At 68.9% G+C, this 20,950-nt stretch carries 17 protein-coding genes and 2 pseudogenes; 10 read left to right on the forward strand and 9 right to left on the reverse strand.

The window, feature by feature from the left end; all coding sequences use genetic code 11:
* Nucleotides 1–29 precede the first annotated feature (29 nt).
* Nucleotides 30–965: a LysR family transcriptional regulator gene (locus SALPAC2_RS0101455; protein ID WP_018214857.1), complete on the forward strand. Its 936-nt coding sequence runs from the start codon at nucleotides 30–32 to the stop codon at nucleotides 963–965.
* Here SALPAC2_RS0101455 and hrpA read toward each other — a convergent pair.
* Nucleotides 962–4,999, reverse strand: a complete 4,038-nt coding sequence (gene hrpA, locus SALPAC2_RS0101460) for an ATP-dependent RNA helicase HrpA (RefSeq protein ID WP_018214858.1) — start codon at nucleotides 4,997–4,999, stop codon at nucleotides 962–964. The genes SALPAC2_RS0101455 and hrpA overlap by 4 nt on opposite strands.
* Before the next feature lie 210 nt (nucleotides 5,000–5,209).
* Between hrpA and SALPAC2_RS0101465 the strand changes: the two genes are divergently transcribed.
* A complete protein-coding gene (locus SALPAC2_RS0101465) occupies nucleotides 5,210–5,905 on the forward strand; it encodes a type 1 glutamine amidotransferase domain-containing protein (RefSeq protein WP_018214859.1) in 696 nt (231 codons plus the stop codon).
* Nucleotide 5,906: 1 nt separating this feature from the next.
* Nucleotides 5,907–6,479: a TetR/AcrR family transcriptional regulator gene (locus SALPAC2_RS0101470; protein ID WP_018214860.1), complete on the forward strand. Its 573-nt coding sequence runs from the start codon at nucleotides 5,907–5,909 to the stop codon at nucleotides 6,477–6,479.
* A gap of 38 nt (nucleotides 6,480–6,517) precedes the next feature.
* On the opposite strand, the gene SALPAC2_RS0101475 is transcribed toward SALPAC2_RS0101470, so the two are convergent.
* The gene (locus SALPAC2_RS0101475) at nucleotides 6,518–7,165 is read right to left on the reverse strand and encodes a hypothetical protein (RefSeq protein ID WP_018214861.1); all 648 of its coding nucleotides are present in this window, start codon (nucleotides 7,163–7,165) and stop codon (nucleotides 6,518–6,520) included.
* A 226-nt stretch (nucleotides 7,166–7,391) separates the two neighbouring features.
* Between SALPAC2_RS0101475 and SALPAC2_RS0101480 the strand changes: the two genes are divergently transcribed.
* A complete protein-coding gene (locus SALPAC2_RS0101480; RefSeq protein WP_018214862.1) occupies nucleotides 7,392–7,784 on the forward strand; it encodes a hypothetical protein in 393 nt (130 codons plus the stop codon).
* On the opposite strand, the gene SALPAC2_RS0101485 is transcribed toward SALPAC2_RS0101480, so the two are convergent.
* Complete coding sequence (locus SALPAC2_RS0101485) at nucleotides 7,765–8,775, reverse strand: CehA/McbA family metallohydrolase (RefSeq protein WP_018214863.1); 1,011 nt, start codon at nucleotides 8,773–8,775, stop codon at nucleotides 7,765–7,767. The genes SALPAC2_RS0101480 and SALPAC2_RS0101485 overlap by 20 nt on opposite strands.
* A gap of 281 nt (nucleotides 8,776–9,056) precedes the next feature.
* On the opposite strand from SALPAC2_RS0101485, the pseudogene SALPAC2_RS0101490 reads away from it, so the two are divergent.
* A pseudogene (locus SALPAC2_RS0101490) lies at nucleotides 9,057–9,557 on the forward strand (hypothetical protein); the annotation flags it as partial.
* A 69-nt stretch (nucleotides 9,558–9,626) separates the two neighbouring features.
* Here SALPAC2_RS0101490 and SALPAC2_RS0101495 read toward each other — a convergent pair.
* Nucleotides 9,627–11,171, reverse strand: coding sequence for an aminotransferase class I/II-fold pyridoxal phosphate-dependent enzyme (locus SALPAC2_RS0101495; protein ID WP_018214865.1), 1,545 nt, complete (start codon nucleotides 11,169–11,171; stop codon nucleotides 9,627–9,629).
* Nucleotides 11,172–11,196: 25 nt separating this feature from the next.
* Nucleotides 11,197–12,525, reverse strand: a complete 1,329-nt coding sequence (locus tag SALPAC2_RS0101500; RefSeq protein ID WP_018214866.1) for an NAD(P)/FAD-dependent oxidoreductase — start codon at nucleotides 12,523–12,525, stop codon at nucleotides 11,197–11,199.
* Nucleotides 12,526–12,856: 331 nt separating this feature from the next.
* Between SALPAC2_RS0101500 and SALPAC2_RS24265 the strand changes: the two are divergent.
* Nucleotides 12,857–14,066 (forward strand): annotated as a pseudogene (locus SALPAC2_RS24265) (helix-turn-helix domain-containing protein).
* 143 nt (nucleotides 14,067–14,209) lie between these two features.
* On the opposite strand, the gene SALPAC2_RS0101510 reads toward SALPAC2_RS24265, so the two are convergent.
* Nucleotides 14,210–14,395: a DUF397 domain-containing protein gene (locus SALPAC2_RS0101510; RefSeq protein WP_018214867.1), complete on the reverse strand. Its 186-nt coding sequence runs from the start codon at nucleotides 14,393–14,395 to the stop codon at nucleotides 14,210–14,212.
* Entirely contained in the window at nucleotides 14,386–14,661 is a 276-nt protein-coding gene (locus SALPAC2_RS27690) for a Scr1 family TA system antitoxin-like transcriptional regulator (protein WP_223874905.1), read from the reverse strand. Before SALPAC2_RS27690 ends, SALPAC2_RS0101510 begins: the two co-directional genes overlap by 10 nt.
* Before the next feature lie 485 nt (nucleotides 14,662–15,146).
* On the opposite strand from SALPAC2_RS27690, the gene SALPAC2_RS27700 reads away from it, so the two are divergent.
* From SALPAC2_RS27700 to SALPAC2_RS0101540, 4 genes are all read left to right on the forward strand, one after another.
* Entirely contained in the window at nucleotides 15,147–15,335 is a 189-nt protein-coding gene (locus SALPAC2_RS27700; RefSeq protein WP_026184294.1) for a hypothetical protein, read from the forward strand.
* 162 nt (nucleotides 15,336–15,497) lie between these two features.
* On the forward strand, nucleotides 15,498–16,106 hold the full coding sequence (locus SALPAC2_RS0101530) for a GNAT family N-acetyltransferase (protein WP_018214869.1): 609 nt from the start codon (nucleotides 15,498–15,500) through the stop codon (nucleotides 16,104–16,106).
* Nucleotides 16,107–16,164: 58 nt separating this feature from the next.
* Entirely contained in the window at nucleotides 16,165–16,890 is a 726-nt protein-coding gene (locus tag SALPAC2_RS0101535; RefSeq protein WP_026184295.1) for a nucleotidyltransferase domain-containing protein, read from the forward strand.
* An 81-nt stretch (nucleotides 16,891–16,971) separates the two neighbouring features.
* A complete protein-coding gene (locus tag SALPAC2_RS0101540; protein ID WP_018214871.1) occupies nucleotides 16,972–17,490 on the forward strand; it encodes a pyridoxamine 5'-phosphate oxidase family protein in 519 nt (172 codons plus the stop codon).
* 62 nt (nucleotides 17,491–17,552) lie between these two features.
* Here the strand turns inward: SALPAC2_RS0101540 and SALPAC2_RS0101545 are convergent, their stop codons facing one another.
* Nucleotides 17,553–20,063 (reverse strand): DEAD/DEAH box helicase, encoded by a 2,511-nt coding sequence (locus tag SALPAC2_RS0101545; RefSeq protein WP_026184296.1) that lies wholly within the window; start codon nucleotides 20,061–20,063, stop codon nucleotides 17,553–17,555.
* A 71-nt stretch (nucleotides 20,064–20,134) separates the two neighbouring features.
* The gene (trmB, locus tag SALPAC2_RS0101550) at nucleotides 20,135–20,836 is read right to left on the reverse strand and encodes a tRNA (guanosine(46)-N7)-methyltransferase TrmB (RefSeq protein WP_026184297.1); all 702 of its coding nucleotides are present in this window, start codon (nucleotides 20,834–20,836) and stop codon (nucleotides 20,135–20,137) included.
* Between the last annotated feature and the right edge of the window lie 114 nt (nucleotides 20,837–20,950).

A 20,950-nucleotide genomic window follows, 5' to 3' on the forward strand; every position in this document is an offset into this window, starting at 1 on the left:
CGACTCCGCAGTCTTGATAGCCATAGGCTATGAAGATGCAACTCCATCAGCTTCGGTACTTCGCAGCGGTCGCAGAAGTACGACATTTCACCCAAGCTGCCGATCATGTCGGCATAACGCAGCCCTCGTTGAGTAAGCAAATTCACGCTCTGGAGGCGGAACTCGGCACCCCGCTCTTCGAACGGGTAAGGGGAAAGATCGCCCTCACCGCCGCGGGTGAGGTGCTGCTGCCGTTCGCCAAACGGATCCTCACCGATGTGGAGATCGCCACCCGCGAGGTACAGGAGCTGGTCGGTCTGCGGCGGGGCCGGGTACGCCTCGGTGCGACCCCCAGCCTGGCCACCGCACTGGCCCCACCCGTGCTGCGCCGCTTCCGCGACGCGCACCCGACCGTTGACCTGTGGGTCGAGGAGGGCGGCTCCCAGGATCTGGTCCGGCACCTGCTCCGCGGTGACCTGGACCTGGCGTTGATCATCACACCGGCCCAGGGCACCGACCCGGGGCTGCGCACCGACGCGATCCTCACCGAGAGCCTGGTGGTCGCCAGCGTCGAGCCCCTGCCGGACTCCCTGCCGGCACACCCGATCCGCGTCGCCGACCTGCGCGGCCAGCCGCTGGTGATGTTCCGGGAGGGGTACGACCTGCGGGACGCCACCCTGCAGGCGTGCCGGGAGTCCGACTTCGAGCCGTGGATCGCGGTGGACGGCGGGGAGATGGACTCCGTGCTCAGCTTCGTCGCTGCCGGACTGGGGGTCGCCCTGGTGCCCGGCAGCGTCGTCGCCAGTCGCCCCGGAATCCACGTCACCCGACTCGCCGCGCCCGGCGTTCGCCGGACCATCGCGATCGCCCGCCGCCGGGATGTCGTCCCCACCCATGCCGGTCGGGAGCTGCGTCGCATCCTGCTCGAGTACGTTGACCACGCGATCGCCACCGACGCCCTGCCATCCGGCCTCGAGCCCCGCTAGGCCACCTCCGCGGCGTCCATGGCGCGGTAGATGCGCTGCTCGCTGACCGGGTACGGGGTCCCCAGCGCCTGGGCGAAGACGTTCACCCGCAGCTCCTCGATCATCCACCGGATCTGCCGGACGGCCGCCGTCCGCTGCTTCGCGGGCGGCAGCGCGGCGAGCAGGTCCGCGTACTCCCGCTGCACGACGGCGATCCGGTCCTGCTGCTGCTTGTCCCGGGCCGGGTTGCCGGGGAGCCGGTCCAACCGGCGTTCGATCGCGGTCAGGTAGCGCCGCAGATCCGGTAGCCGTGCGTAGCCGGCCTCGGTGATGAAGCCCGGGTGGATCAGGCCGGTGAGCTGGCTGCGGACATCGGCGAGCGCGGCCACCACCGCCAGGTTTCGGGTCGCGCCGAGGCGTTGCTCGATCGCGTACCCGGCGGCGAGTACCCCGCGGACCCGCTCCATCACCTCGACGACGGTCTCCACCAGACCGGCGCGGACCGCACCGCGCAGCGCGGCGAAACCGTCGGCGTCCCAGGCCGGGCCGCCCGCATCGGCGATCAGCTTGTCGAGCGCCGCGCCGGCCGCGTCCTCGATCAACGCCGGTACGCCCCCGTGCGGATTGCGGCTGAGCGCCAGCTTCGCCTCGTTGGAGAGCCGCCCCTGGAGAAACTTCGCCGGGGACGGCGCGGCCAGCCGGAGCAGGCGTCGGGTCCCCGCCCAGTGGGCGGCCTCCTGCTCGGCGGGGGAGTCGAAGACCCGTACCCCGACCGTGGCCCCCTCGTCCACCAGCGCCGGGTACGCGGTGACCGCGTACCCGGCCCGGACCTGCTCGACGGTGCGGGGCAGGGTGCCGATCTCCCAGTCGGTCAGCCCGGTGCGGGCCACGTCCGGCGCGGCGGCGGCCACCACCTGACGTACCTCCGCGGTGAGCTGGCGTTGCAGCGCCGGCAGATCCTTGCTCTCGGCGACCGGGCGGTCGTCCTCGCCGAGCACCCGGAAGGTGACCCGCAGGTGCGGTGGAAGCTTCGTCGGATCCCAGGCGTCCCGGGGAACGGTGACCCCGGTCATCCGGCGCAGCTGCCGGGTGAGGGCGTCCAGCAGGTCGTCCTCGCCGGCCGGAAGCTCGGCGAGCACGGCCCGGGCGTAGTCGGGCACCGGGACGAAGTTGCGCCGGACCGCCTTGGGCAGCGAGCGGATCAGCGCGATGACCAGCTCCTCGCGGAGCCCCGGCACCTGCCACTGGAAGCTCTCCGCCGGCACCTGGTTGAGCAGCGGCAGCGGGATGTCCACCGTGACCCCGTCGGCGGAGGTGCCGGGGTCGAAGCGGTAGGTCAGTGGCAGGTGCACCCCGTCGGCTCGCCACTCGTCGGGGAAACCGTCCCCGTCCACCCCACCGCGGCCGGCATTGACCAGTAGCTCCCGGGTGAAGGTCAGCAGCTCCGGTCGTTGCCGGCGCTCCCGCTTCCACCAGGAGTCGAAGTGCCGACCGGAGACCACCTCGGCCGGGATCCGCTCGTCATAGAACTGGAAGATCGTCTCGTCGTCGACCAGGATGTCCCGCCGTCGAACCCGGTTCTCCAGCTCGGTCACCTCGTCGAGCAGGCGCTGGTTGTCCCGCCAGAACTGGTGGTGGGTCTGCCAGTCCCTCTCGACCAGCGCATGCCGGATGAACAGCTCGCGGCTGATCACCGGGTCGATCCGGCCGAAATTGACCTTGCGGGAGGTGACGATCGGAACGCCGTACAGCGTCACCTTCTCGACGGCCATGACCGCCGCCTGCCGCTTCTCCCAGTGCGGCTCGCTGTAGCTGCGTTTCACCAGGTGCTGGGCGAGGGGCTCGACCCACTCCGGTTCGATCCGACCGTTCACCCGGCCCCAGAGCCGGCTGGTCTCCACCAGCTCGGCAACCATCACCCAGCGCGGCGGCTTCTTCGCCAGGGCGGAGCCGGGGAAGAGGGCGAACTTCGCCCCCCGCGCACCCAGATACTCGTACCGCTGGGTGTCCTTCAGGCCGATGTGGGAGAGGAGACCGGCGAGCAGCGACTGGTGCACCTTCGGAGTGTCGATCTCCTCCGGCAGGTCCGCCCCGCCGCCGCGTCGCCCGCCGTCGCCGGCCGGCCCACCGCCGTCAGACGCCGGCCCGCCCCGTCGCCGGCTTCGCTCCGGAGTCCGCAGTGCCTGTCGGAGCTGGCTGACGATGTCCTGCCACTCCCGCACCCGCAGGTAGTTCAGGTACTCCGACCGGCACATCCGTCGGAATCCACTGGAGGACCGGGCCCGCTGCTGCTCGCGCAGGTAGCGCCACAGGTTGAGGTACGCCACGAAGTCCGACTCCTGGTCGGCGAAGCGGGCGTGCGCCTGGTCGGCCTGGGCCTGCTTGTCGACCGGCCGTTCGCGGGGGTCCTGGATCGACAGCGCCGCCGCGATCACGACCACCTCGGTGGCGGTGCCGTTGCGTTCCCCCTCGAGCACCATCCGGGCCAGCCGGGGGTCGACCGGCAGCTGGGCGAGCCGCCGGCCGAGCGGGGTGAGCCGTTTCGCCGGGTTGGTCTCGGCCGGGTTCAGCGCGCCCAACTCGTGCAGCAGGTTGACGCCGTCGGTGATGGTGCGCCGGTCCGGTGGGTCGATGAAGGGGAACGCGGCGATGTCGCCGAGCCCGATCGCGGTCATTTGGAGGATGACCGAGGCGAGGTTGGTCCGCAGGATCTCCGGGTCGGTGAACTCGGGTCGGGACTGGAAGTCCGGCTCGTCGTAGAGGCGGATGCAGATGCCGTCCGAGGTACGTCCGCACCGGCCCTTGCGCTGGTTGGCCGAGGCCTGCGAGATCGGCTCGATGGGCAGCCGCTGCACCTTGAGCCGGTTCGAGTAGCGGGAGATACGCGCCGTACCGGGGTCCACCACGTACCGGATGCCGGGCACGGTGAGCGACGTCTCCGCGACGTTGGTGGCCAGCACCACCCGCCGGCCGGTGTGCGGGGCGAAGACGCGGTGCTGCTCGGCGGTGCTCAGCCGGGCGTACAGCGGCAGGATCTCGGTGTTGCGTAACGCTGGTCGGTGCGTGACGAGCTTGCCGAGCGCGTCGGCGGTGTCCCGGATCTCCCGCTCGCCGGAGAGGAAGACCAGGATGTCGCCGGGGCCTTCGGCGGCCAGTTCCTGCACCGCGTCCCCGATCGCCTGAACCTGGTCGCGAACCTGCTCCTCGTCGGTGTCGTCCTCGTCCTCGCCCACCTCGACCAGCGGCCGGTATCGCACTTCGACCGGGTAGGTCCGCCCCGACACCTCGACGACCGGTGCCGGGTTGCCGTCGGCGTCGGCGAAGTGCCGTGCGAACCGGTCGGTCTCGATGGTGGCCGAGGTGATGATCACCTTGAGGTCCCGGCGGCGAGGGAGGAGCTGCCGTAGGTAGCCGAGGATGAAGTCGATGTTGAGGCTGCGCTCGTGCGCCTCGTCAACGATGATCGTGTCGTACTGGCGAAGCATCCGGTCGTGCTGTAGCTCGGCGAGCAGGATGCCGTCGGTCATCAACTTGACCAGACTTCGGTCGCTGACCTGGTCGGCGAAGCGCACCTGGTAGCCGACCACCTCGCCCAGTTCGGTGCCGAGCTCTTCGGCGATGCGGTCGGCGACCGTCCGGGCGGCGAGCCGGCGGGGCTGGGTGTGCCCGATCAGCCCGTGGATGCCGCGGCCCAGCTCCAGGCAGATCTTGGGTAGCTGGGTGGTCTTGCCGGAGCCGGTCTCGCCGGCGACGATCACGACCTGGTGGTCGCGGATCGCCGCAGCGATCTCGTCCCGGCGCTCGCTGACCGGCAGCATCGCGGGATAGGTGATTTTGGGTACGGCGGTTTGCCGGCCCGCCAGCCGGGTCTCGGCGCGGACCAGATCCGTCGTGATCTCGGCCAGGGCTGTTTCCCGACGTTGGGGGTCGGGTATGCGTTGTGCGCCGTCCAGCCGCCGTCGGAGACGGTGCTGGTCACGGAGCATCAGCGGGCGGAGCCGGCGGTGCAGCTCGCGGGTGATGTCGGGCGGGGTGGAGGCGACTTCGTTCGGCATGTCGTCGCCAAGGATAGGCAGCCGGGTGATTGTCCGCTCGGAGTTACCTCCGCTGGGCTGCTGACACCCGGTAGCGGCGCCGCTGAGGCCGGTACCGGCGGGAGCTGGCACGAAGAAAATCGAACTGTCATTTTGCATGCGGAACGTCAGTCTGTATGGTGGGTCTCGAGGCGGACTGCTCTGGCCCGCCAGCTACGGAGGGTTTGATCAATGTCAAAGATCCTGTTCGTGGTTACCGGCGCTCACCACTGGGAGCTCGCCGACGGCACCATGCACCCCACCGGTCTCTGGGCCGAGGAACTCGTGGTCCCCCACGAGATGTTGACCAGCGCCGGCCACGAGGTCAGCATCGCCACCCCGGGGGGAGTGGTGCCGCGGGTGGACCAGAGCAGCCTGCAGCCGGAGGCCACCGGCGGTACCGAGGGGGCCGCCCAGATGACCAAGGCCGTGGAGAGCATCGAAGGTCTGCGCAAGCCGCTCACCCTGGCGGAGGTCAACCTCGACGACTATCAGGCTGTCTTCTACCCGGGTGGTCACGGGCCGATGGAGGACCTGGCGGTCGACCAGGACTCCGGCCAGTTGCTGGTGGCCGCCATGCGGGCGAAGAAGCCGGTCGGCATCGTCTGCCACGGGCCAGCCGCGATGCTCGCCGCGGTGGACGCCGACGGCAGCAACCCCTTCACCGGACGCCGGGTGGCTGCCTTCACCAACGCGGAGGAGGCCCAGGCCGGCTTGGCCGACAAGGCCAAGTGGCTGCTTCAGGACCGCCTGGTCGACATCGGCGTGCAGGTCCAGGAAGGTGAGCCGTGGGCACCGAACGTGGTCGTCGACGGCAACCTGGTCACCGGGCAGAACCCGGCGTCCTCCGCGCAGGTCGCCACGGAGCTGCTGGGTAAACTGAGCTGATATGGACAGTAGTCGGCTCTCCGACGTCCTCGACGCCACCTACACCTGCTTGACTAGGTATGGCGTACGGCGGACGACGATGGATGACATCGCCGCCGCGATGGGGGTCTCTCGGTCCGCCGTCTACCAGTACGTTCGGGGCAAGGACGACGCGTTCCGGCAACTCGCCGGACGCCTGCACACCCAGGCGCTGGCCCGCGCCCGGCAGGCCGCCAGCCAGGACGCTCCCTATGCTCAGCGCATTCGGGGCGTCCTGGCCGCCAAACTCGACCTGTCCCTGCACCTGATCGGGGACTCGCCGCACACCGCCGAGCTCATGGACAGCAAGGCCCGGCTCTTCGGCGAGATCTGCACCGAGTTCACCGTGGAGCTGCGGACGCTGCTGGCGGATCTCTTCACCGAGGCGGGTGCGGCGGACGCGGACGCGGCCGCCGAGATCTGCGTCGCCCTGGTCTCTGGCCTGGAGACGGCCCCGGACAGCCGGCGTCTGCTGGGGCGCGCCGTCGACGCGCTCGTCCCCGGTCTGCTGTACCCGGCCGAGCGGGTCGATCGGGCCGGCGGCGCCGCGGGTTAGCGGCCCGCTGTCACCGCCGGCTCCAGCCGTCCTCGTGGTCAGGCCGCCGTGCTCCACAGTGCTTGGAAGGCGACGGCCTCGCCGGCCAGCCAGCGCTCGATCTCCGCCGGTTTCGCGGTTGCCGGCGTACGGTACGCCCGGCCCCGCCGGACATCCACCAAGACGGGTTCGGCGTGCGGCAGGATCGCCTCCATCTGCCGGCCCATCAGGTGCAGCATGGCCAGGGCTGCCTCGTCGCTCGGCGGAGCCTCGTCGAAGTGCAGGCGAATGGCCTCGGCGCGCCCGTCGGCGTACCGGATTCCGAAGTGTGGGTTGATTTTCACGGGTAGGTCGCCCAGCAGGGCGAGCGCGTCGCGGGTCTGGGCCAGGTCGACCGACCGGGGTGCGCCGAGGGAGAGCAGCCAGGCCATCGCCCCCGGCACCAACGCCTGGTAGAGCGGACGCCACCGGGGTTTGACGGCGGCGACCACCCGATCGAGGTGGGTGCCGCTGGTGTGGAAGGCGATGTCGGCCTTGAGGGCCTTGACGAACTGGCCATGTGGGTTGAAGCCGGAGCGGCTGGCCCGCTGCCGCCGCAGGCCGCCGACGAAGGTGGCCTTGGTCGGGCCGGTGCGGTCGACGTAACGGGTGAAGCCAAGGAGTGTGGTGTAGGGGGCGAGGGGAGTGGCGGGGGTGGGCGCGGTCACGGGCATCCTCCCAGCTCAACAGCGAGATTAGTACATACATTCTAATCGACTGAGCTGATCTCGACCAGGACAATTCACCCACGCATGTGTCCGGTCCGCTCGAAGTTGGCCAGTCCGCTTGAGCATGGCCAACGACGTGGCCACGTCCGGCTGAAGGTGGCCAGCCGGTACGGTGCTGGGGTGCTGCGCGCGGTGCAGGGCCTGGGTGGTCCGCTGACGGCTGAGTTTGAGGTCGGCTTCGTCGGCGCCGAGGGAGCGGAGGCCCGCGCAAGGGCTGTGGGGACTGGTCGACCAGCGGGCCACCAAGACCAACGACATCGCCGGGCGGGCGGACCCGCGCCTGGTTGCGGCGATCCGCGCGGAGCTGGACGCGCAGACGCATGCCTCGACCGGCACCCGAGAGCGGTTGATGCGCCGGGTCGTCGCCGCACTGACCGCCGAACACGGTGAGGGCGCGGTGCCGGTTCCCGGTCGCAGCGCCTTCTACGAGCTGATCGCTGCGCTGTCGGTTGGTCGGCATTCGTTCGGCTCGGCGACCACGCGCCGGTCGCTGGCGAACCGGCCGGGCGCTCCGTTGGACTGCCGGAGAACGCAGCGCTTCAGAGACTGGCCAAAATGACGGGGTTGGTGAGCGCCGCCATGTGCCCTCCGAGGTGGCGTAGCTCGACGCGGACGAACGCCGATTCTGCCTCGCTGGTGCGCCATTCCACGGCACCGGATCCGTCGCTCGGCAAGGATTCGCGGTGCACCGTGCCTCGATCGGTGTGGAAGCTGACGATGCCTGATGGCACGCCGCTTACGTCCACCCGTACTACAACCGGCTCGTCGCAGGTCTTCAGCCGCTGACCGATCCCGGCGCTACGATCACCAGCAGCGGCGGTGAGCGACAGCTCAATGGCGGCTGATTCGGCGATCCAGCTCCGGCCGGCCCGGATGCCGGCGAGGACCGCCTCAGTGCTCAGCTCCTCGGCCAACACGACTGTGTGCGGTACACCGATCTGGCCCTCCAGATGCGCGTCGCTGTTGCCCAACGCTGGCCGCCATCGCCCACCTCGGATGTCGTCAGCCAGGCTGCGACCCCATTCGGCCAGTGCCGCCTCATTGTTAGCGTTCCAGGGCAGGTCCGAACTCCACAGCCCGTTCCACACCTCTACCACGTCAAACCCGTGGAACGGGTACATGAAAACGCCAGAGGGATACGGCGCGTGCGGGTGGGCCGCTACGCACAGCCCACCGGCTTGATGCACCTGGTCCACATGTCGGTCGATCGCATCGTCGCGAATGCCGTACCGCCAGTCGACCACCTGTCCCGGGTCGATGCCAAGCGCCAGCCAGTGCCCGGTCCAGGTGGTGACCTCCTGGCCGAGCATGACCAGCAGATCGTCACCGGCGAGTGGACCCCAGACGCCATGCGTGTCGGACGTGTTGTGCTCGGTGATGGCGATGAAGTCCAGTCTGGCCTTACGGGCACCGGCCGCGAGCTGCTCCGGCGTCAGCTCTCCACCATTCGAGCGCGCCGAATGCACATGGCAGTCACCTCGGTACCAGCCGCGCCCCCGACCGGTCACCCGCCCCGGTGGGAACCGCGACTGCGGAACCCGCTCCGCCATATCGTCATCCGTAGTCATGCCGGGCAGTGTACTCACCACCCGCAGACAACGAGTCACAAGAAAGATCCGGCTGGATCGGCATCGCGGGCTCCAATAATCGGCCAGCTAGTACCGGACGATCACAGTCCGCCTGTCCACGCCAACCTGTCCTGGCGCTGGCCACCACCTTGGCAGCTGGCCAGGTTTACGTGGACCGGACAGCATGGTCGTCCCTTGTCGGGCCTGCCGGCCTCGCCTCGCACCACACCTGGCTGCCCCGAGGGAGGTCGCGGTCGCTGCTGCTTGCCGCCATCGCCCGCGGAGAGGCCCCACAGACCCGCAGCACCGAGGAGATCATCCAGGACCGGGCGCGTGGTCACCTCGACGCGGCGGCCGCCCGCGACGCCCGGCTCGCCGATGCCCACGACCGAATCACCGACCATCTCCGGCGCCTGCGCGGCGCGGTCACCGTTCGCCACGACTACCGGCTGATACACGGCGAACTCGGACCGGACCACGTGCTCGTCCCGCCTTCCGGTGCACCCGCCATGATCGACATCGAGGGGCTGACGTTCTTCGACGTGGAGTGGGAGCACGCCTGGCTGCAGTTGCGCTTCGGCGACGCGTACCCCGCGCTCCAGTCCGTCGAACTCGACCCCAACCGGCTGGAGCTCTACCGATTCGCCCAGGTCCTGTCTCTGATCGAGGGTCCCCTTCGGATCGCCGACACCGACTTCCCGAACCGCCAGTGGATGCTGGCTCTCGCCGAGCGGAACATCACCAAGGCCCTGGCCGTGATCTGACTCCTCCCGCATCACCGTCCGGCGGGACGACTGGGCCAGCCGGGGTCGGTTGATGAGGCGTGGCGATGGCTACCGCTCGGTACTCCCGAAGGCGCTGGACAGGTAGGTGCGGGCGTCCGTGATCGCGTCCGCGATGATCCTCGCTGCGGCGCGTGCCTCCTCCGGCTCATGGTTCGCCTGCACCTGAAGCCGGAACCGCGACGAGCCGGTGGGAGTCACCGGGAACTCCACCATGAACGCGAGCACCCCACGGTCGAAGAGCAGGCGGTTCGCGATCCGCGCCAGCTTCTCATTTCCGATCAGAAGCGGCACGATCGGCGACGGCTCACCCATACAGGTCAGCCCGTGCCCGGTCAGCTCATCGCGAAGCGCGGTGACGGCGGTGCGCAGCCGGGAACGGAGGAGGTCGCCCTCCGCGGAGCGGATGATCTTCGATGCTTCCAGGACCACGGCGGTCTGCACGGGCGACAACGCGTTGGAGAAGAAGTGCGACCCACCGAACATCTTGAGGTACTGCTTGAGCGCCGGGGAGGCCGAGGCGACGAAGCCGCCGTTGGAGCAGAACGTCTTGGAGAAGGCCCCCATCACGATGTCGATGTCGCCGAGCACCTCCTGCAACCCGAGAACACCGGTGCCACCCGGGCCCATCGAACCCAGGTCGTGCGCCACGTCGACGAGCAGCGTCGCGTCGTGCTCCCGGCACACCCGCTGCAGGGTCACCAGGTCCGGCCAGTCAGCGTCCACCGAGAAGAGGCCATCCGTGACGACGAGGATTCCGTTGCGGCTGTCGCGCCGACGGATGTCGACCAGGTGGCGACGGACCGCCTCCACGTTGAGGTGCTCGTAGCGCACCACGTTGCGGGTGGTCGCCCGGGCTCCCTGTTGGAGGCAGGAGTGCGCCAGCCGGTCGATCAGAACGTGGTCCTCCTGGCGGACCAGGCCCGCCATCGCCCCGAAGCCGGCGGCCCACCCGGTCGGGAAGAGCGTCACCTGCTCGGCCCGGACCAACTCGCCGAGCGACGCCTCCAGTTCGTCGGAGATGCGAGTGTTCCCGAGCACCATCGGTGACCCGGCGCTGTGCGGACCGTAGTCCCGCATCGCCTTGGTCGCCGCCTCCCGGATCGCCGGGTGCGTGTTGAACGACAGATAATCCTGCGAGTTGAAGTTGATCCCGCGGGTACGCCGGCCGATGTCGTTGGTGATCTGGGCGATGCTGTTCGGTGCGGCTTCCAGCGTCCTGGAGTACTGCCACGTCTCGGTCCGCCGCCGCGCCTCGACCCACCCGTGGAATTCCTCGGTACGGGTCATCAGGTTACGGCCGGCCGGCCGGTAGAAGTCATAGGCGTTCTTGTCGAGCGCGTACTCCTCGTCGGCGTCAACCTGTAGGTCGACGGGTTCCCACATCTGGGTCAGGTCGGCGACCACCTCGTTCAGGGCGGTCTCGTCCAACGAGTCGAACTCGTCCCACGGGATGTGGGTGGCCCAGTTGCGGGTCATCTCGGAGACCTCGGCCGCGGCTGCCGCCATCGCCTCCCGATCCTGCCGGCCGGCGGCCGCAAGGATGGTCCCGATCAGTTCGTCGTCGTCGCGTTGGTCAAGCTCAGGAAGGGACACAGTCGATCTCCGGGCGGGGTACGGGTCAGGCGAACAGGTTCTGCTGGTACATCCGAGCGGTCGCGGGGTAGTCCTCGAACACCGGGTACCCGGCCGAGGTCTCCTTCGCGGCGTCGTTGAGGAGGAGGAGGTTCGACGCCTGGAAGAACTCCGAGACCGGCGCGACGTCGGCGTGGGTGGCGACGAACCGGTCGATCTCCTGCTGGTTTCCCCGCAACGCCACGAACAACTGCAGTTCGTCGTGGCGGTACGGTCGCATCTCCGCGAGCGTGCAGACGTAGTCGTAGTAGGCGGCGGCGTTCTGGCTGCGGCGGCGGCCCTCATAGCTGGCCATCGCCGCCTCCAGCGACACGTCCCCGGAGAACCACCGGCCCAGCGCGTCGGCGACCAGCTCCGCGCCCCGGAACGCGTGGGTCATCCCGATCGCGGTGCACTGGTCCTTGGCCGACTCGGCATCCCCGACCAGCACCCAGCCCGGTCCGGCCAGGGGCCGGAGGAACGCGGACTGATCCAACGTCCCGTAGACGCGCTCCGCCCGCACGCCCTGCGTCCGGACCACCTCGCCCAGCTCCGGGCTGACGAAATCCAGCGCCCGCTGGAAGTTGCCGGACACGTCGCGACGGAACTCGCGGGACCACTCGCTCGGTCCCCAGACCAGCACCATGTTCTGGTCGTGGTTGGTGGGTGCCACGGCGCAGGCCAGCCGACCACGTCGGTGCAGCTGCGCCGGACCCAGGTCGAAGCCGGAGTAGTAGCTCCAGTAGGCGAAGGTGCACCGGGGCCGCTCGTCGAACTTCGGCAGGCCGAGGGTGCGGGCGACGAACGAGTTGCGCCCGTCGGCGCCGATCACGATCCGGGCGCGCTCCTCGACCAACTGCCCGTCGGAGTCGCGTCCCCGTACCCCGACGACCTGGTCGCCCTCGGTGATGAGCTCCCGCACCGTGAAGTTTGTCCGCACCTCGGCGCCGGCCTTACTCGCCGCCTCGACCAACATCTGGTCGAGCACGTGGCGGCGCACCGAGGCGTACGTGCGCACCACGCCCGAGTCGTCGCCATGCCAGTCGCGGAAGTACGCGCGCAGAAGCTCGTCCGGCACCGAGCCGGTGAGCGGAATGCCATCGTTGACGAATGTGACCTCGGTGTGCGATGGGGTGACCGCCAGCACCTGGTCCAGCAGGCCCCACCGGTTCAGGTAGGAGGTCCCGTGCGGCCAGAGGAAGTGGGTCGAGATGACGTCGCTGGGGAAGCTCGATCGGTCTAATACCAGCACCCGGTGCCCCTGTCGGGCCAGGAGCATGCCGGTGGACGCGCCTGCGCAGCGGGCTCCGATGACAATCGCGTCGTACCTGGACATGCGGATTCCCTTCCGAGGAGCGGGTAGCTCGACGATCCCAGCGGGGCTAGTCTGCTGGCCGCGATCGTATCTGTCCAACTAGGTCTATTCGAGCGGCCCCCGGCCGATGGTCGCGCCGATGACGCGGTGTGCCGGGCCGCTACCACCATCAGCGGTTAATGCACCGTAGAGCCCTCAAACCGGGCTTTCCAGCGAGGTCGGGGGTGCCTGTCAGCATGCAGGGGTGATCGGCGTGTGCGGGTTATGAGGCAACCCGCAAAGCGCTAGCGTTGGGCGTGACTTCGGCCTGCTGGGTCGGTGGTGCGTTCAGTGCAACGCGAGGAGGTTCCGGGTGGATTCCTTGCCAGAGCTGACATTCGGGCAACGGTTGAAGGTCTATCGGGAGCGGTCCGGAAAGACCCGGGTGGTGCTTGGCGGGTTGGTGGGCCGTAGCGCCGAGTGGGTGAAGGCGGTCGAGACCGACCGGATCTTGCCGCCACGACTTCCGATGCTGGATCGGATCGCGCGCTCTGAAGATCGACGTGTCTGTCCTGGCCGTGGAGTTGGGTGACCGGTCTGTGGTGGTCAGTGGGCCGGAGCATCCGGCGTTGGCGTCGGTGCGGGATGCGGTGAACCGGATCGTGTTCGCTGATGACGTCCCGGCGGAGTCCTTGTCCCGGCTGAGGGAGCGGCTGGCGGTGGCTTGGCGGGCACGTCATCAGGCGTCGGATCATCGGACGGTGCTGGGCGGGTTGTTGCCGGGTTTGCTACGGGATGCGCAGCACGCGGTGTTGGGGTACGAGGGTGCCGAACGGCGGCAGGCGCAGGCGTTGCTGGCGGAGACGCTCGGGTTGGCGCAGATGTTCATCGCGTACCAGCCTGCTGCCGAGTTGTTGTGGCGGGTGGCGGGTCGGGCGATGGTGGTGGCGCAGGAGTCCGGTGACCCGGAGGCGGTGGCCGGTGCGGGGTGGTTCCTGTGCCAGGTGCATCGAGATGCTGGGGACTGGGACACCGCGATGGCGGTGACGCTGGACGTGCTCTCGGCCGTGGAGCCGGCCGCGGTCGATGGGAGCACGAATCTGCTGGCGCTGTGGGGTGCGCTGAACTTCGAGGCCGCATACACGGCGGCTCGTGCCGGCACGGAGGGGCGGGCCTGGCGGTACTGGGATCGCGCGGATCGCGTGGCGCAGCGCCTACCGCAGGGTTTCTACCAGCCGCAGACGTCGTTTTCCCGGGCCATCATGGGCGCGCACGCAGTGACCGTGGCGGTGGAGTTGCAGAAGTCCGGCGAGGCGGTGCGGCAGGCCCGCCGCCACGATGCGGCAGCGATCCCGTCGAGGCCGCGCCGGGCGCGCCATTTGATCGAGGTCGCCCGGGCGCACTACGGCAAGGGCGATACGGAAGCGACGGTGGCGATGCTGCGGCATGCGTACGAGTCCGCCCCAGAGACGATCCGCTTCAACGGGTACGCCCGTCAGATCACCGTGGACCTGCTCGGCGGCCCGCGTGCCACCCGAGACGATGCCCGCGACCTCGCGGTCCGAGTCGGACTCGTCTCGTGATCGGGAGGTAGGAACCTTACCCACTTCAGCGTGCAACCAACCGTGGCCGTATTAAAACGCATAGTGGACCCTCCAACCTCAGTTTCGAGGTTGGAGGCTCCTAACGTCTCAAGTCGGGTTGGCCGGGCCGGTCGGGTCTACAGCTACTCGGAGAGCTGAGCGACGAAGGCCCGCCACGCTGTCGGCCCGAACACCAGCGCCGGCCCGGTCGGGTCCTTGGAGTCCCGGACACCCACGATGCCAACGAGGTTGGAGGCAACCTCGACACATGCCCCCTGGTTGCTGCCGCTGCGAGTGCTCTTGTGCCAGCGTGCGCCGGTCAAGTCCATGCTTTCGCTACCTCCATCATCAACTCGGTTGACTGGTTCAGGGTGAGCGCTTCGGCAAGCGTGGCTTCCCACTGTTCCCGGAGCGCTGCGACCTCGGCGGGTCGCTCAACCACCTGACCCCGAAGCCGGTTGTCAAGGTAGCCCACATCACCCAGGTCCGCCGAGGTCGCGATGACAAAGGGTCCGTCAAGACCAGCGTATGCACCCACGGAGGAGGGTACGACGTGGACTCGTATCCGTCGGTTCTCCTGGTTGAGCTGGGCCAGAGGCTGTCATGCCCATTTCCCCAACCCTTCCCCAATTGAAGCTTCCGATTCTCCATGGCTTCTCACCGGTCAAGCCTGGATCTTCTACATCTCTCCAACATGGCCGGATAGCTTCCAGGCTAGGTGCTTGACGTTCATTCTGGAAGGTGGAATTCGACAAGAAATGAAGCCTCGCAGTGGATCAACCAGGTCACCGTTGTCTATGAGCTGATGGATGCAGTCTCAGTGCGAGATTGGTTCATGGCTAGGAGGTTGATCATGCCGAAAGTCTCCATCCGGCAGCTCCCGCTGTATAGGCGCCGGACCGTGGTTGCCGAGCCCATCAACATCAATCGCGATTGGGCTGTCGTCTCGGAAAGTGATCTGGAGCGTCTGCGGAAGGTGAGGGCTGATGGTCGTGCCGTGGTCCGGGCGCGGGTGTACTCCACCCCGTACCCAGGATTGGATGCGCTTCAGGCTGTGCTCGCTGGGCTGCGGCGACTGTGATGGCTGACGACGGAAGGCGGGAGCATCGTGCCCATCCCGTTCCGGACGGGCCGCCCCCGTTGCCTGACGGGGACCGGGTGCGTGCCGAGTCGCCGCCCGCGGCGCCACCGACAACCAGGCAGAAGTTAATCACCGCGTTGGTCTTCGTGATCGTTCTCGTCGGTGTGGTGATCGGCTCATGCCGATGAATCACCCATCGCGCGACAAGTTGTGCGGGCTCGCGCGCGCCAACTGGATCGACGCACAGCATTCGCCATGAGAGGGTGCTGCAGCGCGGACTGCGAACACCGGGCGCAAGTGCCGAAAAATCGGGTTGAGTCCTGGTGCCGGGTGTTGGCTAGATGGATCGCATGCGCACCATTGTGAGTGACCGCCTCCGGCTGCGTCCTTGGCAGGACGAGGATGCCGACTTTTTGCTTGATCTTGAGTCGCGCTGGGAGGTGGTGCGATTTGTGGGCCCGCAGCCCACGATCATGAACGATCGCGAGCGTGCCCTCGCCTCGATCGCACGCCGCCGCGCCATCGACGATCCGGTCCACGGGATCTGGGCTGTCACCACGGCGACGGACGGCCGGCTGGTCGGTAATCTCCTGCTCAAGCCGATTCCGCTGTCGGCAGGGGAGCCGGCCGGTGGGCCGACCGAGGTCGAGATCGGCTGGCAGCTGCATCCGGAATCCTGGGGGCACGGCTACGCCACCGAGGCAGCGGCGGCGGTCCTGTCGGACGCGTTCGACCGGGGGCTGACGAGGGTCATCGCGGTCACGCACCCGGACAATCGGGCCTCTCAGGCAGTCTGCCGTCGGCTCGGCATGGCGCACCTGGGCCGAACAACGAAGTACTACGACATGCCAAACGAACTCTTCGAGAGTGAAACGCGGGAGCCCCAGTCGGTGAGACCCGATCAGGTTCGTCCCTTGCGGGCAACGTGGTCGAAGGTGGTAGGCGCGATGGCTCAATGATGTTCGCCTGGCTCCCGTCCTGGTTGGCGGGTTGCGGGTGCTCGCTACCCTCGCCGGCATGGCGATAGCACCCGCTGCGGTCCACGATCTGGGCAACGAACTGCGAGGTCTCGGCTGGGTCAGCGACCTGATGGTCGCCGGGTCGTTGGCCACCGGCGACTACATTCCGGGCGTCAGCGACCTTGATCTGGTCGCGCTCGTGGATGGGCACGTCGACGCCGGCCGGAAGGAGGCCCTCGCTGCCATTCACCGCCGTCTCGACCGCGGAAGTGGCGCGGGAACCAAGCTCGGGTGCGGGTACGTCGACGGCGCGACCGTTGCGGAGCTCGAGCTACCGCATCCCACCTGGTCTCATGGCCGTTTCGTTCACCGCACTCTTTCCCGGGTCACCCGGGCGGAGCTGGTGCGACACGGATACGAGGTCTTTGGGCGCTCGCCCCGCGAGGTCTTTCCCGAGGTGTCGGACGCCGACGTCCGAGCAGCGGCGCGGGCGGAGCTGACGGGCTACTGGGGCTTGGCTGTCCGGCGTCCCTGGTGGTGGCTGGAACCCACGATTGCCGAGCTCGGTCTCACCGCCATGGCGCGAGGCCGGCACGCCCTCGACCACGGCGAGCTCCTCACCAAGACGCAGGCCATCAAGCAGGCGAACGCTCCCACCTGGCTGATCGGCCACCTCAGCGCCAGACGGTGCGGCGAAGCCGTCTCCCTGCCTCGGCTCCGGACCGCCTGGATCGCCTGGCGCGACGCCCACCGGACAGTCGCCTACGCGAAGCGCACCCGGTGAGTCCACTCTCGAGCGCCGCACCGACCTCGGCATCGATACGGTGTTCGCGAATGATCATCGCATGATGGGGGGAACGCAGCGATGCCGTTGACGAATCCGTGGCTCGCGGAACCCGCGCCGACGCGGCGACTGCCGCGGGACCGGCTTGCGGAGCGAATCCGTAACCTGCTCTCGTCGCAGAACATGTGCGTGCTGGCCACGGTCGGGCCCGACGGGCCGTTGGCCACCCCGGTGCGCTACTACCCGCTTGACTTCGCGGTGCTGTTCACCGCCGCACCGCGGTCGCCGAAGCTGCGCAACATCGCCGCTGACCCGCGGGTCTCGGTGGGTGTCTTCGCCCCGCTGGTCGGGCTGGCCAGCAGTCGCGGCGCGCAGCTCTTCAACGAGGCTCGGGTGCTGCCACCCGAGCACCCCGACCGCGAGCCCTACTGGGCGGCGTTCCGGTGGGAGAACGAGCACGCCGAACGGGGCCGGTCACTCGCCGAACCACCACGGGACACCCTGGTGGTGATCGAGGCGAACCGAATCGTCTACACCGAGCACTGGCTCCGCCGGGAGGGCTTCGCCGCCCGTCAGTTCTGGCGACGCCGCGAACACTAGCCCGCGGGCGGCGAACGCACCGGCTTCCACCCGGACGGCGACGACTGAGCCCCGGCCGGGTGTCAGCCGCCGAGCTGCCCGACCCCGGTGATCCGGAGGACCGCCGCGCCCGCCTCGTCGGAGGCGGCGAGGTCCACCTCGGCGCTGATTCCCCAGTCGTGGTCACCTTCGGGATCGTCCAGGATCTGGCGTACGGTCCAGGTCGTGCTGCCCTGCTCGATCAGCAGCAGCGCCGGCCCGCGGGCGTCCGGCCCGATGCCGATCTCCGGGTACTCCTCGAAGTACGGTTCCAGGGCGTCTTCCCAGGCGGCGGCGTCCCAGCCGGTGGCGCTGTCCAGCTCGCCCAGCTCGTCCCAGCGGTGCAGGGCGGCCAGCTCCACCCGACGGAACAGGGCGTTGCGGACCAGCACCCGGAAGGCCCGGGTGTTGCGGGTGATCGCCGTCGGCTGGTCGTCCAGGGCGACGGCGACCTCGTCCACGTCGGAGGGGTTGCGCAGCCGCTCCCACTCGTCGATCAGGCTGGAGTCGACCTGGCGGACCAGCTCGCCCAGCCACTCGATGAGGTCGACCAGCTCCTCGGTCTTGGCGTCCTCGGGGACGGTGTGCCGGAGCGTCTTGTACGCGTCGGCGAGGTACCGCAGGACGAGGCCCTCGGACCGGGTCAACCCGTAGAACTGTACGAATTCGCCGAAGGTCATCGCCCGCTCGTACATGTCCCGGACGACGGACTTGGGGGAGAGCTGATGGTCGGCCACCCAAGGGTGCCCCTGGCGGTACATCTCGTAGGCGTTGTCCAGCAGCTCGGCGAGGGGCTTGGGCCAGGTGACCTCGTCGAGCAGTTCGAGGCGGGCCTCGTACTCGATGCCTTCGGCCTTCATCGCGGCGACCGCCTCACCGCGCGCCTTGAACTGCTGCGCGGAGAGCACCTGGCGCGGATCGTCGAGGATCGACTCGATCACGCTGAGCACGTCCAGGGCGTAGGCCGGGGACTCGCGGTCGAGGAGCTCGATGGTGGCGAGGGCGAGGGGCGACAGCGGCTGGTTGAGGGCGAAGTCGAGCTGGAGGTCGACGGTGAGTCGGGCCCGGCGGCCGGACTCGTCCGGCTCGGGTAGCTCTTCGACGACGCCGCCGGCGCGCAGCGCCCGGTAGATGGCGATGGCGCGGCGGATGTGCCGGCGCTGGGCGGCGCGGTCCTCGTGGTTGTCGGTGAGCAGGTGTCGCATCGCCGCGAACGCGTCGCCGGGGCGGCCGATGACGTTGAGCAGCATGGCGTGGCTGACCTGGAAGCTGGAGGCGAGGGGCTCCGGATCGGCCTCAACCAGCCGTTCGAAGGTGGGTTTGCCCCAGCCGATCGACCCCTCCGGTGGCTTCTTCCGGACGACCTTGCGGCGCTTCTTCGGGTCGTCGCCGGCCTTCGCCAGGGCCTTCTCGTTCTCGATGACGTGCTCGGGTGCCTGCACCACGACCCGGCCGAGGGTGTCGAAGCCGGCTCGTCCGGCGCGGCCGGCGATCTGGTGGAACTCGCGGGCCTTGAGGAGCCGGGTCCGGGTGCCGTCGTACTTCGACAGCCCGGTGAAGAGCACGGTGCGGATCGGTACGTTGATGCCGACCCCGAGGGTGTCCGTACCGCAGATGACCTTGAGGAGCCCGGCCTGGGCCAGCGTCTCGACCAGGCGGCGGTATTTGGGCAGCATCCCTGCGTGGTGTACGCCGATGCCGTGTCGGACCAGCCGGGACAGGGTCTTGCCGAAGCCGGAGGTGAAGCGGAAGCTTCCGATCGCCGCCGCGATCATGTCTTTCTCGGCCCGGGTGCAGACGTTGACACTCATCAGCGCCTGGGCCCGTTCCAGGGCCGCAGCCTGGGTGAAGTGTACGACGTACACCGGGGCTTCGCGGGTCTCCAGTAGCTCCTCGAGGGTCTCGTGCATCGGCGTCGTGGCGTACGAGAAGAGGAGAGGGACCGGGCGTTCGGCCGTCTGGACGACGGCGGTCGGGCGATCGGTGCGGCGGGTGAGGTCGGCAACGAACCGGGTGGTGTCCCCGAGCGTGGCGGACATCAGGATGAACTGTGCCTGCGGTAGCTCGATCAGCGGCACCTGCCAGGCCCAACCCCGGTCCGGCTCGCTGTAGAAATGGAACTCGTCCATGATCACCTGGCCGACGTCCGCGCGGGTGCCCTCCCGCAGCGCGAGGTTGGCCAGAATCTCCGCGGTACAGCAGATGACCGGCGCATCCGGGTTGACGCTGGCATCGCCGGTGAGCATGCCGACGTTGTCGGCCCCGAACACCTCGCAGAGCGCGAAGAACTTCTCCGACACCAGTGCCTTGATCGGGGCCGTGTAGAAGGTCGTCCGGTCGTCGGCGAGCGCGGCGAAGTGCGCCGCCATCGCGACCAGGCTCTTGCCGGACCCGGTCGGCGTATTCATGATCACGTTCGCGCCGGAGACGATCTCGATGACCGCCTCCTCCTGGTGCGGATAGAGATCGAGGCCGCGCTCGGAGGCCCAACCGGCGAACGCGTCGTACAGGGTGTCGGGGTCGGCGCTGGCCGGCAGCGCGGCGGTAAGTGTCATGGCGGGGTCCATGGTGCCCCGACCATCACCGCCCGCGCCAACCGGGCCGGTCATCGGCGCCTCGCGGGGGCTCAGCGGCGGTGGTAGATCAGGTCGGCCACCGGTCGGCCGGCAGTCCGGGCGCGGCGTTCGAACTTCGTCACCGGGCGGTGCTCGGGACGGGGCGCGAAGCCCTCGTGCGGGTTCACCAGCCCCGGATCGGCGTCCAAGGTCCGCCGCATCGCCTCCGCGTACTCGGCCCAGTCGGTCGCGCAGTGCAGCGTGCCCCCGGTCGCCAACCGCGAGCGCAGCAGGGCGACGTGATCGGGCTGGATGAGGCGCCGTTTGTGGTGGCGGACCTTCGGCCACGGGTCCGGAAAGAAGACGTGTACCGCGTCGAGTGAGCCGGTGGGCAGAGCGCTGGCTAGGTCCAACGCGTCGCCCTCGGCGATCCGAACATTGCTCAGGGAGTGCCGCTCCACTAGGTCGAGGAGGTTGGCGATTCCCGGCGTGTGCACCTCAACCGCCAGATAGTCTCGGTCCGGATCGGCGGAGGCCATCGCCACGGTGGCGTCGCCCATCCCAGAACCGATCTCCAACACCAGGGGCGCCCGGCGCGGGAACAGGACAGCCGGCTCCACTGGCGTGCCGGGCACCTCCGGGACGGTCAGGCCGTACCGCGGCCACAGCTGTTGCAGCGCGCTGGTCTGGCGCGGCGACATCCGGCCGCGTCGCGGGTGAAAGGTCCGGATGCTCCGCGCGGGCGCGGTGGGGTGAGAGTCGGTGATGGTCACAGCGATCCGAGCGTACGCGAGGACCGCGCCGAATCGGATGTGATGTGCGACGGGGATGTCGGGATTCCCCGTGTGGCAGGCCGGGTGTGCAGGGCAGCCCAGCCGGGTCGGGAG

The organism is Salinispora vitiensis (genome assembly GCF_000378825.1).
Classification (GTDB): Bacteria; Actinomycetota; Actinomycetes; order Mycobacteriales; family Micromonosporaceae; genus Micromonospora; species Micromonospora vitiensis.

Excerpts from the sequence above, each read along its gene's own strand:
- SALPAC2_RS0101470 (WP_018214860.1), top strand. The coding sequence starts at position 5,907 with ATGGACAGTAGTCGGCTCTCCGACGTCCTCGACGCCACCTACACCTGC.
- SALPAC2_RS0101545 (WP_026184296.1), bottom strand. The coding sequence starts at position 20,063 with ATGACACTTACCGCCGCGCTGCCGGCCAGCGCCGACCCCGACACCCTG.
- SALPAC2_RS0101530 (WP_018214869.1), top strand. The coding sequence starts at position 15,498 with ATGCGCACCATTGTGAGTGACCGCCTCCGGCTGCGTCCTTGGCAGGAC.
- SALPAC2_RS0101535 (WP_026184295.1), top strand. The coding sequence starts at position 16,165 with ATGGCGATAGCACCCGCTGCGGTCCACGATCTGGGCAACGAACTGCGA.
- SALPAC2_RS0101540 (WP_018214871.1), top strand. The coding sequence starts at position 16,972 with ATGCCGTTGACGAATCCGTGGCTCGCGGAACCCGCGCCGACGCGGCGA.
- SALPAC2_RS0101455 (WP_018214857.1), top strand. The coding sequence starts at position 30 with ATGAAGATGCAACTCCATCAGCTTCGGTACTTCGCAGCGGTCGCAGAA.
- SALPAC2_RS0101500 (WP_018214866.1), bottom strand. The coding sequence starts at position 12,525 with ATGTCCAGGTACGACGCGATTGTCATCGGAGCCCGCTGCGCAGGCGCG.
- SALPAC2_RS0101485 (WP_018214863.1), bottom strand. The coding sequence starts at position 8,775 with ATGGCGGAGCGGGTTCCGCAGTCGCGGTTCCCACCGGGGCGGGTGACC.
- hrpA (WP_018214858.1), bottom strand. The coding sequence starts at position 4,999 with ATGCCGAACGAAGTCGCCTCCACCCCGCCCGACATCACCCGCGAGCTG.
- SALPAC2_RS0101465 (WP_018214859.1), top strand. The coding sequence starts at position 5,210 with ATGTCAAAGATCCTGTTCGTGGTTACCGGCGCTCACCACTGGGAGCTC.
- SALPAC2_RS0101510 (WP_018214867.1), bottom strand. The coding sequence starts at position 14,395 with ATGGACTTGACCGGCGCACGCTGGCACAAGAGCACTCGCAGCGGCAGC.
- SALPAC2_RS27700 (WP_026184294.1), top strand. The coding sequence starts at position 15,147 with ATGGCTGACGACGGAAGGCGGGAGCATCGTGCCCATCCCGTTCCGGAC.